Annotated in this window: 11 protein-coding genes; all 11 read left to right on the forward strand. The window is 60.3% G+C overall.

The genetic code is table 11. The features are described from left to right. Positions 1-72 precede the first annotated feature (72 nt). Positions 73-1,425: a sigma E protease regulator RseP gene (gene rseP / locus NJC40_RS13140; RefSeq protein ID WP_045488695.1), complete on the forward strand. Its 1,353-nt coding sequence runs from the start codon at positions 73-75 to the stop codon at positions 1,423-1,425. A 71-nt stretch (positions 1,426-1,496) separates the two neighbouring features. After that, on the forward strand, positions 1,497-3,881 hold the full coding sequence (gene bamA / locus NJC40_RS13145) for an outer membrane protein assembly factor BamA (protein WP_253138912.1): 2,385 nt from the start codon (positions 1,497-1,499) through the stop codon (positions 3,879-3,881). Between the two features lie 45 nt (positions 3,882-3,926). Continuing rightward, a complete protein-coding gene (locus tag NJC40_RS13150; RefSeq protein WP_045488698.1) occupies positions 3,927-4,430 on the forward strand; it encodes an OmpH/Skp family outer membrane protein in 504 nt (167 codons plus the stop codon). Between the two features lie 2 nt (positions 4,431-4,432). After that, positions 4,433-5,488, forward strand: a complete 1,056-nt coding sequence (gene lpxD, locus NJC40_RS13155; protein WP_045488701.1) for a UDP-3-O-(3-hydroxymyristoyl)glucosamine N-acyltransferase — start codon at positions 4,433-4,435, stop codon at positions 5,486-5,488. A 108-nt stretch (positions 5,489-5,596) separates the two neighbouring features. Further along, positions 5,597-6,037, forward strand: a complete 441-nt coding sequence (fabZ, locus tag NJC40_RS13160) for a 3-hydroxyacyl-ACP dehydratase FabZ (protein WP_045488704.1) — start codon at positions 5,597-5,599, stop codon at positions 6,035-6,037. After that, positions 6,034-6,810 carry an acyl-ACP--UDP-N-acetylglucosamine O-acyltransferase gene (gene lpxA / locus NJC40_RS13165; RefSeq protein WP_045488706.1) on the forward strand — a complete coding sequence of 259 codons (777 nt, stop codon included), beginning with the start codon at positions 6,034-6,036 and terminating at the stop codon, positions 6,808-6,810. The genes fabZ and lpxA overlap by 4 nt, the downstream gene beginning before the upstream one ends. Before the next feature lie 2 nt (positions 6,811-6,812). Further along, a complete protein-coding gene (gene lpxB, locus NJC40_RS13170) occupies positions 6,813-7,949 on the forward strand; it encodes a lipid-A-disaccharide synthase (RefSeq protein ID WP_253138909.1) in 1,137 nt (378 codons plus the stop codon). A gap of 11 nt (positions 7,950-7,960) precedes the next feature. After that, positions 7,961-8,602 carry a ribonuclease HII gene (rnhB, locus tag NJC40_RS13175; protein ID WP_045488710.1) on the forward strand — a complete coding sequence of 214 codons (642 nt, stop codon included), beginning with the start codon at positions 7,961-7,963 and terminating at the stop codon, positions 8,600-8,602. Between the two features lie 66 nt (positions 8,603-8,668). Beyond that, positions 8,669-12,187, forward strand: coding sequence for a DNA polymerase III subunit alpha (dnaE, locus tag NJC40_RS13180; RefSeq protein ID WP_253138906.1), 3,519 nt, complete (start codon positions 8,669-8,671; stop codon positions 12,185-12,187). 112 nt (positions 12,188-12,299) lie between these two features. Continuing rightward, positions 12,300-13,247: an acetyl-CoA carboxylase carboxyl transferase subunit alpha gene (gene accA / locus NJC40_RS13185; RefSeq protein ID WP_045488716.1), complete on the forward strand. Its 948-nt coding sequence runs from the start codon at positions 12,300-12,302 to the stop codon at positions 13,245-13,247. A 50-nt stretch (positions 13,248-13,297) separates the two neighbouring features. After that, positions 13,298-14,620, forward strand: coding sequence for a tRNA lysidine(34) synthetase TilS (gene tilS, locus NJC40_RS13190; protein ID WP_253138903.1), 1,323 nt, complete (start codon positions 13,298-13,300; stop codon positions 14,618-14,620). Positions 14,621-14,696: the final 76 nt, after the last annotated feature.

The following is a 14,696-nucleotide window of genomic DNA, read 5'->3' on the forward strand; positions in this document are numbered from 1 at the left end:
GGCATCAGGGGCAAGCGACAGGCTTGCGATGATTGACTCACTGGCCGGCAAGCCGGTCCCCGGAGAAAGTTGATGAGCGCTTTGTACATGATCCTGGGGACTCTGATCGCCCTGGGTGTGTTGGTGACCTTCCACGAGTTCGGCCATTTCTGGGTGGCGCGTCGTTGCGGGGTCAAGGTTCTGCGGTTCTCGGTTGGCTTTGGTACGCCGCTGGTGCGGTGGCATGATCGTCATGGCACCGAGTTCGTCGTGGCCGCCATTCCGCTGGGCGGTTATGTGAAGATGCTCGACGAGCGCGAAGGGCATGTGCCGCCCGAGCTTGCCGGGCAGTCGTTCAATCGCAAGACGGTCTATCAGCGCATCGCCATTGTCATCGCCGGTCCTGCGGCCAACTTCATTCTCGCCATCGTGTTTTTCTGGGCGCTGGCCATGCTGGGCAGCCAGCAGGTTCGACCGGTCGTCGGTTCGGTCGAGCAAGGCAGTATCGCTCAGCAGGCCGGTTTGCAGGCCGGCCAGGAAATCGTTGCGGTTGACGGCAAGGCGACCAGCGGTTGGGCGGCGGTGAACCTGCAGCTGGTGCGTCGTCTGGGTGAAACCGGCACTGTCGATCTCAAGGTGCGTGACGAAAGTTCAGCTACCGAGACATCTCGTCAGTTGGTGCTCAACGATTGGCTCAAGGGCGCCGAGGAGCCGGACCCGATCCGCTCGCTGGGGATCCAGCCGTGGCGCCCGGTGCTGTCACCAGTGCTGGCCGAGCTCGACTCCAAAGGGCCAGCGCAGGCAGCCGGTCTGAAAACCGGTGATCGCCTGGTGGCGTTGAACGAGCAGCCGGTCAGTGAGTGGCAACAGGTGGTCGACTGGGTGCGTGAGCGACCCGGTGCGCAGATTTCCGTGCGTATCGAGCGCGATGGTGTGCAACTGGATATTCCCGTCACGCTGGCGACCCGTGGCGAGGCTGCGGCCGCGACCGGCTACCTCGGTGCCGGTGTGAAAGGCGGTGAATGGCCCGCGCACATGCTGCGTGAAGTCAGCTACGGGCCGCTGGAAGCGGTGGCCGAAGGCTTCAAACGCACCTGGAACATGAGTGTGCTGACCCTCGAATCCTTGAAGAAAATGTTGTTCGGGGAGCTATCGGTAAAAAACTTGAGTGGACCGATAACCATTGCTAAAGTGGCGGGCGCTTCAGCCCAGTCGGGCGTGGGTGACTTCCTGAATTTCCTGGCGTATCTGAGCATAAGCCTGGGGGTTCTCAATTTGCTGCCCATTCCAGTGTTGGATGGGGGGCATTTGCTGTTCTACCTGATCGAGTGGGCGCGTGGTCGCCCGTTGTCGGAAAGGGTACAGGGTTGGGGCGTTCAGATCGGTATCAGTCTGGTGGTGGGCGTTATGCTGCTCGCGCTGGTCAACGATCTGGGCCGACTCTGAAGCTTCGTTCCGTTACGAATCTGCCGCATCAGCGGCAGCTTGTTTATTGCCAGTTGGAATAAAAGGACTTCATGAAACGTCTGCTGCTAACTGCGGCTCTTGCCGCACTGATGATTGCTGAAGTTCACGCCGAGTCCTTCACCATCTCCGATATTCGTGTCAATGGCCTGCAGCGGGTATCCGCCGGCAGCGTCTTTGGTGCGCTGCCATTGAACGTCGGCGAGCACGCAGACGATGGTCGTCTGGTCGAAGCCACTCGTGCGCTGTTCAAGACCGGGTTCTTCCAGGACATCCAGTTGGGCCGCGAGGGCAACGTCCTGGTCATTACTGTAGTCGAGCGTCCGTCGGTAGCCAGTATCGAGATCGAAGGCAACAAGGCCATTTCCACTGAAGACCTCACCAAAGGCCTCAAGCAGTCAGGCCTGGCTGAAGGCGAGATCTTCCAGCGCGCCACCCTTGAGGGCGTGCGTAACGAGCTGCAGCGTCAGTATGTTGCCCAGGGCCGCTACTCGGCTGAAGTGAAGGCCGAAGTCGTGCCGCAGCCGCGTAACCGCGTGGGCCTGAAGATCAACATCGACGAAGGCACCGTTGCCGCTATCCAGCACATCAACGTGGTGGGCAATACGGTGTTCCCCGATCAGGACCTGATCGACCTGTTCGAGCTCAAGACCACCAACTGGCTGTCGTTCTTCAAGAACGATGACAAGTACGCCCGTGAGAAACTCTCCGGCGACCTGGAGCGCCTGCGCTCCTACTACCTGGACCGCGGCTATATCAACATGGATATCGCCTCGACCCAAGTCTCGATCACGCCTGACAAAAAGAGCGTGTACATCACGGTCAACGTCAACGAGGGCGAAAAGTACAGCGTCAACTCGGTCAAGCTCAGTGGCGACCTCAAGGTGCCCGAGGATCAGGTCAAGTCGCTGATGCTGGTGCAGCCTGGCCAGGTGTTCTCGCGCAAGGTCATGACCACGACTTCCGAACTGATCACCCGGCGTCTGGGTAACGAAGGCTACACCTTCGCCAACGTCAACGGCGTGCCGACGCCAAATGATCAGGATCACACCGTCGATATCACTTTCGTGGTCGATCCCGGCAAGCGTGCCTACGTCAACCGCATCAACTTCCGCGGCAACACCAAGTCGGCCGACGAAGTGCTGCGCCGTGAAATGCGCCAGATGGAAGGCGGCTGGGCTTCGACTTATTTGATCGATCAGTCCAAAACCCGCCTGGATCGTCTGGGCTTCTTCAAGGAAGTCAACGTCGAGACCCCGGCCGTGCCGGGCACCGACGACCAGGTCGATGTGAACTACACCGTTGAAGAGCAGGCCTCCGGCTCGATTACCGCCAGCGTCGGTTTCGCCCAGAGCGCCGGTCTGATCCTCGGTGGCTCGATCAGCCAGAACAACTTCCTCGGTACCGGTAACAAGGTCAGCATCGGCCTGACCCGCAGCGAATACCAGAGCCGTTATAACTTCAGCTATGTTGATCCGTACTGGACGCCCGATGGTGTGAGCCTGGGCTACAACGCCTTTTATCGCAGCACCAACTACGATGACCTCGACGTCGACGTGGCAAGCTATGCGGTAGACAGCTACGGTGCCGGTATCAGCCTGGGTTACCCGATCAGCGAAACCTCGCGTCTGACCTATGGCCTGAACGTGCAACAGGACAAGATCAAGACCGGTACCTACACCGTTGAAGAGATTTTCGACTTCATCGACCGTGAGGGCAGCAGCTTCCTGAACTTCAAAGCGTCTGTCGGCTGGTCCGAATCGACCCTCAACAAAGGCGTGTTGCCGACCCGTGGTCACTCGCAAAGCCTGGTGCTTGAGTCGACCCTGCCAGGCAGCGACCTGTCGTTCTTCAAGCTTGACTACCGCGGCCAGTACTTCTATCCGATCAGCGACACCTACACCCTGCGTCTGCACACCGAGCTGGGTTATGGCGACGGTTACGGTTCGACCAGTGGCCTGCCGTTCTACGAGAACTACTACGCCGGTGGCTTCAACTCGGTGCGTGGCTTCAAGGACAGCACCCTTGGTCCGCGCAGTACACCGAGCCGCGGTGAGGCCGATGGTGGTCGCCCAGGTACCATCGCCGATCCGGATCAGGATCCGCTGCCATTTGGTGGCAACGTGCTGGTGCAGGGCGGTGTGGAGCTGATGTTCCCGCTGCCGTTCATCAAGGACCAGCGCTCCTTGCGCACTTCGCTGTTCTGGGACGTGGGTAACGTCTTCGACAGCAACTGCGATTCCAGCCGCACCCGAAACGGTGAGCGAGTCGAGTGCAATAACGTCGACTTCTCCGGCATGGCCAGTTCTGTTGGTGTCGGTGTGACCTGGATTACCGCGCTTGGCCCGCTGAGCTTCGCGCTGGCGATGCCGATCAAAAAACCGGACAACGATTCCGAAACCCAAGTGTTCCAATTTTCCCTGGGTCAGACCTTCTAAGGGTCTGGCTCCCGAAAACGATAACGAATTCTGTAGGAGTGTATCGTGCGTAAGTTGACTCAATTGGTACTGCTGGCCACCGTTCTTGTTGCAACCCCGGCGTTGGCAGACATGAAAATTGCCGTGCTGAACTATCAGATGGCTCTGCTGGAATCCGATGCGGCGAAGAAGTACGCCGTGGATGCCGAGAAGAAATTTGGCCCTCAGTTCACCAAACTGAAAAGCCTGGAAACCAGTGCCAAGGGTATCCAGGACCGTCTGGTCAGCGGCGGCGACAAGATGGCCCAGCCTGAGCGCGAGCGTCTTGAGCTGGAATTCAAGCAAAAGGCCCGTGACTACCAGTTCCAGTCCAAGGAACTGAGCGAAGCCAAAGCCGTTGCTGACCGCGAAATGCTCAAGCAACTGAAGCCTAAGCTGGATCAGGCTGTTGAAGAGGTTATCAAGAAGGGCGGTTTTGACCTGGTGTTCGAGCGTGGCGCCGTGATCGACGTCAAGCCTCAATACGACGTGACCCGCCAGGTCATCGAGCGTATGAACCAGCTGAAGTAACCATGAGCGCCTCCATCAAACTCGGCCGTCTGGCCGAGTTCCTGGACGCCACCTTGCGTGGCGACGGGGACAAGGACATCGCCGGACTCGCCACTCTGCAAGAGGCGGGCCCTGAGCAGGTCAGCTTTCTGGCCAACCCGCAATATCGCAAGTTTCTCAATGAGACCCAGGCCGGTGCCGTGCTGCTCAAACCAGCTGATGCCGAAGGCTATGCCGGCGATGCGTTGCTGGTGCCGGATCCGTATCTGGCTTATGCGCGCATTTCGCACCTGTTCGACCCCAAGCCAAAAGCTGCTGCCGGGATTCACCCGACGGCGGTTGTCGCTGATGATGCGCAGGTCGATCCGAGTGCAAGTATCGGCGCTTTTGCGGTGATCGAGAGCGGCGTGCAGATCGGCGCGAATGTTACGGTCGGTGCCCAATGCTTCATCGGTGCACGCAGTGTGATTGGCGAGGGCGGCTGGCTGGCGCCACGTGTCACGCTGTATCACGATGTGCGCATTGGTCAGCGAGTGGTCATTCAGTCCGGTGCCGTGCTGGGCGGCGAAGGCTTCGGTTTTGCCAATCAGAAGGGCGTCTGGCAGAAAATTGCCCAGATCGGCGGGGTGGTCATTGGTGACGATGTGGAAATCGGCGTCAACACGGCCATTGATCGCGGTGCGCTGGCCGATACCCGCATCGGTAACGGTGTGAAACTGGATAACCAGATTCAGATTGCCCACAACGTGCAGGTCGGTGACCACACCGCGATGGCAGCTTGTGTCGGTATCTCTGGCAGCACCAGGATCGGCAAGCATTGCATGCTCGCCGGTGGTGTGGGTCTGGTCGGACATATCGAGATTTGCGACGGCGTGTTCATCACCGGCATGACCATGGTGACTCACTCGATCACCGAGCCTGGCTCCTATTCGTCAGGTACGGCCATGCAGCCGGCAGCGGAGTGGCGCAAGAGTGCGGCACGACTGCGCAAGCTCGATGATATGGCTCGTCGACTGCAGAAACTGGAAAAGATCGTCGAAACGGTGACCTGCGACGCCGCTGGATCATCTGAAGGCTGATATCTTTTTCCCATCAGGCGAGTGCGGCCGCTGGACCGCCTCCCTGAGTTGTAGAAGAGCGCCGCAGTTGTGTGCGCTCTCACTCTTTACTACAGGCTTCCCCTCGAAATGATGGACATCAACGAAATACGCGAATATCTGCCTCATCGTTACCCTTTCCTGTTGGTGGATCGCGTGGCGGAGCTGGATCTTGAGGGCAAGACCATTCGCGCCTACAAGAACGTCAGTGTCAACGAGCCGTTCTTCAATGGTCACTTTCCCCAGCATCCGATCATGCCGGGCGTATTGATCATCGAGGCCATGGCTCAGGCTGCGGGTATCCTGGGTTTCAAAATGCTTGACGCCAAACCTGCTGATGGCACTCTCTATTACTTCGTGGGTTCGGACAAACTGCGTTTTCGCCAGCCAGTGGTGCCGGGCGACCAGTTGACGCTTGAGGCCAAATTCGTCAGCCGCAAGCGCCAGATCTGGAAGTTCGAGTGCCAGGCCTCGGTCGACGGCAAGTCGGTTTGCTCCGCCGAAATCATCTGTGCGGAACGCGAACTATGAGTTTGATTGACTCTCGCGCAATCATCGATCCGACGGCCGTACTGGCCGACAACGTTGAAGTCGGCCCCTGGTCGATCATCGGGGCCGGTGTGGAAATTGGCGAGGGTACTGTGATCGGCCCCCACGTGATTGTGCGTGGGCCGACGCGCATCGGTCGTCACAACCGTATCTACCAGTTCTCTTCCGTTGGTGAGGACACCCCTGACCTCAAGTACAAGGGCGAAGACACACGCCTGGTGATCGGTGATCACAACGTGATTCGTGAGGGTGTGACCATTCATCGCGGCACCATTCAGGACCGCGCAGAGACCACGCTGGGTGATCACAACCTGATCATGGCCTATGCGCATATCGGTCATGACAGCGTGATCGGCAACCACTGCATTCTGGTCAACAACACTGCCCTGGCCGGTCATGTGCATGTTGATGACTGGGCGATCCTGTCCGGTTATACGTTGGTGCATCAGTACTGTCACATTGGCGCACACAGTTTTTCCGGGATGGGTACTGCGATTGGCAAGGACGTGCCGGCGTTCGTCACCGTGTTCGGCAACCCCGCCGAGGCACGTAGCATGAACTTTGAAGGCATGCGCCGGCGTGGGTTTTCCGAAGAGGCCATTCTGGCCCTGCGCAAGGCCTACAAGACGGTCTACCGCCAGAGCCTGACGGTCGAACAGGCGATTGCCGAGCTGGCTGAGCCGGCTGCGGCGTTTCCTGAAGTCGCGATCTTTCTCCAGTCGATTCAATCGTCCACCCGCGGCATCACCCGCTGATCATGGCCAGTCCATTGCGTATCGCTCTGGTCGCGGGCGAGGCGTCCGGCGATATTCTGGGTTCCGGCCTGATGCGGGCCATCAAGGCGCGTCATCCGGATGCGACCTTCATTGGCGTTGGCGGGCCGCTCATGGAGGCTGAGGGCATGACCTCGTACTTTCCCATGGAGCGCTTGTCAGTCATGGGGCTGGTTGAGGTGCTGGGCCGCTTGCGCGAGCTGCTTGGGCGGCGCAAAGAGCTGATCCAGACGCTGATCGCCGAGCAACCGGATGTGTTCATTGGCATCGATGCGCCGGACTTTACCCTCACCATCGAACTGAAGCTGCGTCAGGCCGGGATCAAGACCGTGCACTACGTCAGCCCGTCGGTCTGGGCCTGGCGTCAGAAGCGCGTGCTGAAGATTCGTGAAGGCTGCGACCTGATGTTGACCCTGCTGCCCTTCGAGGCACGTTTCTACGAAGAAAAGGGCGTGCCGGTGCGCTTTGTCGGTCATCCGTTGGCCGATACCATCCCGCTTGAGGCTGACCGGGCTGCGGCGCGCGCCGAACTGGGCTTGGGTGACGGGCCGGTGGTGGCGTTGATGCCGGGCAGTCGGGGCGGCGAAGTCGGGCGCCTGGGCGCCTTGTTCTTCGATACCGCTGCGCGGCTGCTCGCCGGACGTCCTGATCTGCGTTTTGTCCTGCCTTGTGCCAGCCCGCAGCGTCGGGCGCAGGTCGAACAGTTGCTGCAAGGTCGTGATCTGCCGGTGACGCTGCTTGATGGCCGCTCCCATGTCGCTCTGGCCGCCTGTGACGCGGTGCTGATCGCGTCGGGCACTGCCACGCTCGAAGCGCTGCTGTACAAACGGCCGATGGTCGTGGCCTACCGTCTGGCTCCGCTGACTTTCTGGATTCTCAAGCGGCTGGTCAAGAGTCCTTACGTCTCGCTGCCCAACCTGTTGGCCGGTCGCCTGCTGGTTCCTGAGCTGTTACAGGATGCGGCAACTCCCGAGACGCTGGCTGGCCAGTTGCTGCCCCTGATCGACGCAGGGCTGGTGCAGACTGAAGGCTTTGACCAGATTCACCGCACCTTGCGCCGCGACGCCTCCAACCAGGCGGCACAAGCGGTGCTGGAACTGATAGGTCGTAACCCCGAGTGAGTGTGAACGCTATGCAGATGGGCCTTGATTTCACCCTGGTCGAAGAGCTGGTTGCCGGTGTCGATGAGGTGGGGCGTGGCCCGCTGTGTGGCCCGGTGGTCACCGCAGCGGTCATTCTGGATCCGGCGCGGCCGATCATTGGCCTTAACGACTCCAAGAAACTCACCCAGGCGCGCCGCGAACAGCTGTTCGACGAAATCTGCGAAAAGGCCCTCGCCTGGCATATCGCCCGCGCTGAGGTCGAGGAAATCGACCAGTTGAATATTCTCCATGCCACGATGCTGGCCATGCAACGCGCGGTCGAAGGGCTGAGCGTGACCCCGAAGCTGGCCCTGATCGATGGCAATCGCTGCCCGAAGCTGGCGGTGCCATCGGCGCCGGTGGTGCAGGGTGATGCCAAGGTGCCGGCCATTGCCGCGGCATCGATTCTCGCCAAGGTCAGTCGCGACCGGGAAATGGCCGCGCTGGAACTGATCTATCCCGGCTACGGGATGGGCGGGCACAAGGGCTACCCCACGCCTGTTCATCTGGAGGCGCTGGCGCGTCTGGGCCCTACGCCTATCCATCGGCGCTCGTTCGCACCGGTACGTGCTGCCTGGGAAGCGCGCGATGCCATAGCTCTGCAAGTGCCGGACGGTTTGCTTCAGCACTGACGTTTGCGTCTGGGCTGGGTACAATCCCGAGCTTCGTTTTACCTGTCTTCGCGCTATAGGATCTCCATGTCGGCTTCTTTCGTTCATCTGCGCCTGCACACCGAATACTCTCTGGTCGACGGTCTGGTGCGAGTCAAGCCACTGGTCAAAGCGTTGACCGGCATGAACATGCCTGCCGTTGCGGTCACTGACCAGAGCAACATGTGTTCGCTGGTCAAGTTCTACAAGGCCGCGCAAGGCGCGGGGATCAAGCCGATCTGCGGTGCCGACCTGTGGCTGGCCGGCAAGAACGCCGATGCGCCGCTCAGCCGTCTGAGCCTGCTGGTCATGAACCCGCAGGGCTATCGCAACCTTACCGAGCTGATCTCTCGCGGCTTCACCGAAGGGCAGAGCAACGGCCATGTCGTGGTTCAGCGCCAGTGGGTGGCTGAGGCCAGCGACGGCCTGATCGCCCTGTCGGCAGCCAAAGAGGGTGAGATCGGCATGGCGCTGCTCTCCGGTAATACTGATGAAGCCGATCAGTTGCTTAGCGAATGGATGGCGGTTTTTCCTGATCGGTTTTATATCGAGGTGCAGCGCACCAACCGGGTCAACGACGAAGAACACCTGCACGCTGCAGTGGCGCTGGCTGATAAACATGGCGCGCCGCTGGTGGCGACCAACGATGTACGCTTTATCAAGCAGTCAGACTTCGAGGCCCACGAGACCCGCGTGTGCATCGGTGAAGGCAGGGCGCTGGACGATCCGCGCCGTTCGCGCACTTACAGTGATCAGCAGTACCTCAAAAGCCCTGAGGAAATGGCCGAGCTGTTCAGCGATCTGCCCGAGGCCATTGAGAACACGGTCGAAATCGCCAAGCGCTGCAACATCGACGTCAAGCTGGGCACTCACTTTTTGCCCAACTTCCCGATTCCCGATGGCATGACCATCGATGAGTACTTTCGCAAGGTGTCGTTCGATGGCCTGGAAGAGCGTCTGGCCGTATTACTCCCGCCGGATTCTGAAAACTACCAGGCGCGCAAGCAGGTCTACATCGACCGGCTGAATTTCGAGCTGGACATCATCATCCAGATGGGCTTTCCCGGCTACTTCCTGATCGTTATGGACTTCATTCAGTGGGCCAAGAACAATGGTGTGCCGGTAGGTCCGGGCCGTGGTTCGGGTGCCGGCTCGCTGGTCGCCTACGTGCAGAAGATTACCGACCTCGACCCACTGGAATACGACCTGCTGTTCGAGCGGTTTCTTAACCCCGAGCGGGTTTCGATGCCCGACTTCGACGTCGACTTCTGCATGGACGGCCGCGACCGGGTAATCGACTATGTGGCCGAAAAATACGGCCGCAACGCAGTGAGCCAGATCATCACCTTCGGTTCGATGGCGGCCAAGGCGGTGGTGCGCGACGTGGCTCGGGTGCAGGGCAAGTCTTACGGCCTGGCTGACCGGCTGTCGAAGATGATCCCCTTCGAAGTCGGCATGACCCTGGAAAAGGCTTACGAGCAAGAAGAAATCTTGCGTGACTTCCTCAAGAACGATGAGGAAGGCGCAGAAATCTGGGAAATGGCGCTCAAGCTTGAGGGCGTGGTGCGTAACGTCGGCAAGCACGCCGGTGGCGTGGTCATCGCGCCAACCAAGCTGACCGACTTTGCGCCGATCTATTGTGATGAGGCCGGTGATGGCCTGGTAACCCAGTTCGACAAGGATGACGTCGAGTCGGCGGGCCTGGTGAAGTTCGACTTCCTTGGCCTGCGTACGCTGACCATCATCGACTGGGCGCTAGACACCATCAACCGCGACCGGCGCCGCGATGGCGAAGAGCCGCTCGATATTGCATTCATCCCGCTGGACGACAAGCCGACCTACGAGCTGCTGCAGCGCGCCGAGACCACGGCGGTGTTCCAGCTCGAGTCGCGGGGTATGAAAGAGCTGATCAAAAAGCTCAAGCCCGACTGCCTCGAAGACTTGATCGCACTGGTGGCGCTGTTCCGTCCGGGACCTTTGCAGTCCGGCATGGTTGACGACTTCATCAACCGCAAGCACGGCCGCGCCGAGCTGGCCTACCCGCACCCTGACTACCAGTACGAAGGCCTGCAGCCGGTGCTGGCACCGACCTACGGCATCATTCTGTATCAGGAACAGGTGATGCAGATCGCTCAGGTCATGGCTGGCTACACCCTCGGTGGCGCCGACATGTTGCGCCGCGCCATGGGTAAGAAAAAGCCCGAGGAAATGGCCAAGCAGCGCGGCGGTTTCATCGAGGGTTGCGCGGCGAACAATATCGACGCCGACCTGGCGGGTAACATTTTCGACCTGGTAGAGAAGTTTGCCGGTTACGGCTTCAACAAATCCCACTCGGCCGCCTATGGCCTGGTCTCTTACCAGACCGCCTGGCTGAAGATGCACTACCCGGCGCCATTCATGGCCGCGGTGTTGTCGGCCGATATGCACAACACCGACAAGGTCGTGACCCTGATCGAGGAAGTGCGCAGCATGAAGCTGCGCCTTGATGCGCCGGATGTGAACATCTCCGAATTCAAGTTCACCGTCAGCGACGACGGGCGCATTCTCTACGGCCTTGGGGCGATCAAGGGCGTGGGCGAGGGGCCGGTCGAGGCGATTACCGAGGCGCGCAAGGATGGGCCATTCAAGGATCTGTTCGATTTCTGTGCGCGGGTCGACCTCAAGCGGGTCAACAAACGCACGCTCGACGGCTTGATCCGCAGTGGTGCGCTGGATCGTCTGGGGCCGTATTTCGAGCTGGAGCCCAAGGCCTATCAGGCCAATATCGACCGTAATCGTTCGTTGCTGCTGGCGGCCCTGGAGGAAGCTATCCAGGCCGCCGAGCAGACCGCGCGCAGCCGTGACAGCGGTCACTCGGACCTGTTTGGCGGGTTGTTCGAGGCCGAAGACGCCGATGTCTACGCCAACCATCGCAAAGCCCGCGAGATCACTCTCAAGGAGCGTTTGCGTGGCGAGAAAGAGACCCTGGGTCTGTACCTGACCGGCCACCCTATCGATGAGTATGAGGGCGAGATTCGCCGCTTTGCTCGCCAGCGCATTATTGATCTGAAGCCTGCGCGTGATACCCAGACGGTAGCCGGCCTGGTGATCGCCTTGCGGGTCATGAAGAACAAGAAGGGTGACAAGATGGGATTCATCACCCTGGACGACCGGTCGGCGCGTATTGAAGCCTCCTTGTTCGCCGATGCTTTCCACTCGGCGCAGTCGTTATTGCAGACTGATGCTATCGTGGTGGTCGAAGGTGAAGTGAGTCACGACGATTTCTCCGGTGGCCTGCGGTTACGGGCAAAGCGGGTCATGAGTATCGAAGATGCGCGCACCGGACTTGCTGAAAGCCTGCGCCTGACCGTAAGTGCCGAGGCACTCAAGGGTGACCGTCTGCGTTGGCTGGGCGAGCTGTGCAAGCGCCATCGCGGTGCCTGTCCGGTGACCCTCGATTACACCGGGCTGGACGCCAGAGCGGTTCTGCAGTTCGGCGAAAGTTGGCGAATTGACCCTGCTGACAACCTGATTCAGGCGCTGCGTGACCAGTTCGGACGCGAGAACGTCTTTCTCCAGTATCGTTAAACGCTTAAAATCCAGAATTTTTAATCTCGACCTGAATGCGCCTCTTCCGTAAGGTGGGGCGCTAACGGATCAACCGGCCGGCCTCTTGGCCGTCGACCCAAGACGGATGCCTATGAACCCGAATTTTCTCGATTTCGAACAGCCTATCGCTGACTTGCAAGCCAAGATCGAAGAGCTGCGCCTGGTAGGCAATGACAACTCGCTGAACATCAGCGACGAAATCTCCCGGCTGCAGGACAAGAGCAAAACGCTCACCGAAAGCATTTTCAGCAACCTGACCAGTTGGCAGATTGCCCGGATGGCACGTCATCCGCGCCGTCCTTACACCCTGGACTACATCGAGCACATCTTTACCGAGTTCGATGAGCTGCATGGCGATCGGCACTTCTCCGATGATGCTGCCATCGTTGGTGGTGTTGCGCGTCTGGATGACCAGCCGGTGATGGTGATCGGTCACCAGAAAGGCCGTGAAGTGCGTGAGAAGGTACGTCGCAATTTCGGCATGCCGCGCCCTGAAGGCTATCGCAAAGCGTGCCGCCTGATGGAAATGGCCGAGCGCTTCAAAATGCCGATCGTGACCTTCATCGATACCCCTGGTGCTTACCCGGGCATTGATGCTGAAGAGCGCAACCAAAGCGAAGCCATTGCCTGGAACCTGCGTGTCATGGCCCGCCTGAAAACCCCGATCATCGCCACCGTGATCGGTGAGGGTGGCTCGGGCGGCGCATTGGCCATCGGTGTCTGCGACCAGCTGAACATGTTGCAATATTCGACCTACGCGGTGATCTCGCCGGAAGGCTGTGCGTCGATCCTGTGGAAAACCGCCGAGAAGGCCCCGGACGCCGCTGAGGCCATGGGCATCACTGCCGAGCGCCTCAAGGGCCTGGGCATTGTCGATAAGGTGATCAAGGAGCCACTGGGTGGCGCGCACCGCGATCCGGTGCTGGTTTCGGCGACTATTCGTGAAGAGCTGCTCGGCCAGCTGTCCATGCTGAAGAAGCTCGACACCGACGCGCTGCTGGCTCGTCGCTATGAGCGTCTGATGAGCTACGGCGTCTGACATGCTGCTGGTCGGCCATGGCGTCACGCCTGGCCGGCCGGTTTCTTGCCATGAACGATATTGAGCTGCGCGCAGCGCTCGCCAGCGCGCTGACTGACGCAAGCCAGGCCCCGGCCTTGCTCGTCGCTTTCTCCGGTGGTCTTGACTCCACTGTCCTGCTGCATCTGCTGACCGATCTGCGCCAGCACCAATCCCTCCCCGAGCTTCACGCCATTCATGTTCATCACGGCCTGCAGGCCGTAGCTGACACTTGGCCGCAACATTGTCATGAGGTCTGCGCGGCGTTGGACGTGCCACTTAGTGTCAGGCACGTGCAGGTGGCTTCAGGCGCGAGTCTGGAGCAGGCGGCGCGTCAGGCGCGTTATGCGGTATTTGCCGATGTGCTGGGGGCAGAGCAGTGGTTGCTCAGTGCCCAGCACCGTGATGACCAGGCTGAAACCTTACTGTTGCGGTTATTGCGCGGTGCCGGCGTGCGCGGTCTGGCGGCCATGGCGCCGCGACGCAGGCTTGGTCAGGGGTATCTGGTGCGGCCCTTGCTGGAGGTGCCGCGCGCTGCTCTTGAGGCGTATGCCCGGCGTCACGGGCTGCGCTGGATCGAGGATCCAAGCAATCAGAATGTGCAGTTTGCGCGCAACTTGCTGCGCGGACAGGTGTTGCCGTTGTTGCGCTCGCGCTGGCCGCAGGCGGCTGCCAGCCTGGCGCGCAGTGCTGAGCATCTGGCTGAGGCGCAGCAGTTGCTCGGTGAGCTGGCAGAGCAGGATCTGCAGCGTGCTCGTTTGCCGAGTGGGTTTGACTGGCTTGGCCTGCCAAGTCTGGCGCTGACGCCGCTGAGCGGTTTGTCTGCGGCGCGGCAACGCAATGCCCTGCGTCATTGGCTGGCGCCGCTGAGCCGGCTGCCCGACACCGATCACTGGGCCGGCTGGGAAGACTTGCGTGATGCCAGTGCCGCGGCGCATCCGCTGTGGCGTCTGGCTGACGGAGAGCTGCACCGGGCCGCTGGCCATCTGTGGTGGCTGGCCGGTGACTGGCTGAGCCCTGCGGTTGGCGTCATGGCCTGGGATGATCCCCGGCAGCCATTGGTATTGCCTGGTAACGGCCGGTTACGCTTTGAAGGCGCAGCGCCGTCGGGAGTATTACAGGTACGCTATCGCCAAGGCGGCGAGGTGATGCAGTTGGCCGGGCGCGGGCAGCGTGACCTCAAGCGCCTGCTCAACGAGCGCGGCGTGCCGGGTTTTGCGCGCAGCCGTCTGCCGCTGGTGTTTCAGGGCGATCAGTTGCTGGCAGTTGCCAACCTCGCGGGGCTTGATTGTCCGCTGCCCGGCGCAGGCAAACTGATCTGGTGCGCACCGACGAGCGACCAATGTTTGAGATAAAAAGGCCTTTCCGGTAGACTACGCTCCCTTCTTGATACAGCTTGTGTCAGTCGATTCTGAACGACACCAGTTGCCG

It is taken from the genome of Pseudomonas sp. 21LCFQ02 (assembly GCF_024129895.2).
Classification (GTDB): Bacteria; Pseudomonadota; Gammaproteobacteria; order Pseudomonadales; family Pseudomonadaceae; genus Aquipseudomonas.